We start from the raw sequence: 639 nt of genomic DNA, 5'->3' as shown, positions 1-639 counted from the left end.
AGCCTTGATCAAGACCGCGACCTTCAATGATGAGAACGGCGATGGCTTTGCACAGGTGGGCGAGACGATCGATTACGCCTTTAGTGTGACCAATACGGGAGATGTGACCTTAACGGACATCAGCATTGATGACCCACTGGTAAGTGTATCGGGCGGCCCATTGGCCAGTTTTGCCCCGGGAGCAGTAGATGATACGAGCTTTACGGCGACCTATACGGTCACCCAGGCCGATGTGGACAACGGGAATGTTTCCAACCAGGCGACTGCCACAGGTAACTATACCGATGGCAACGGGAACCCCCAGACCACCGAGGACCTATCGAGCAGTAGCAGTACTACCGAAGACGATACGACGGTGACCCCGTTCAACCAAAACCCGGGCATAGCCTTGATCAAGACCGCGACCTTCAATGATGAGAACGGCGATGGCTTTGCGCAGGCGGGCGAGACGATCGATTATGTGTTCACGGTAACCAATACGGGAGATGTGACCTTAACGGACATCAGCATTGATGACCCACTGGTAGGGGTAAGCGGCAACTTGCCGAGTCTGTCCCCCGGCGCAGTAGATGATACGAGCTTTACGGCGACCTATACGGTCACCCAGGCCGATGTGGACAACGGAAATGTTTCCAACCA

At 54.9% G+C, this 639-nt stretch carries 1 protein-coding gene; it reads left to right on the top strand.

The annotated features are described in order from the left end of the window. Positions 1-639: CLIPPER-2 domain-containing protein (locus tag FVB9532_RS19335; protein WP_150546820.1), on the top strand; the 639-nt coding region annotated here is incomplete at both ends.

This window comes from Mesonia oceanica (assembly GCF_902499555.1).
GTDB classification, from domain to species: Bacteria; Bacteroidota; Bacteroidia; order Flavobacteriales; family Flavobacteriaceae; genus Mesonia; species Mesonia oceanica.
This window is presented reverse-complemented; position numbering and strand designations above follow the sequence as displayed.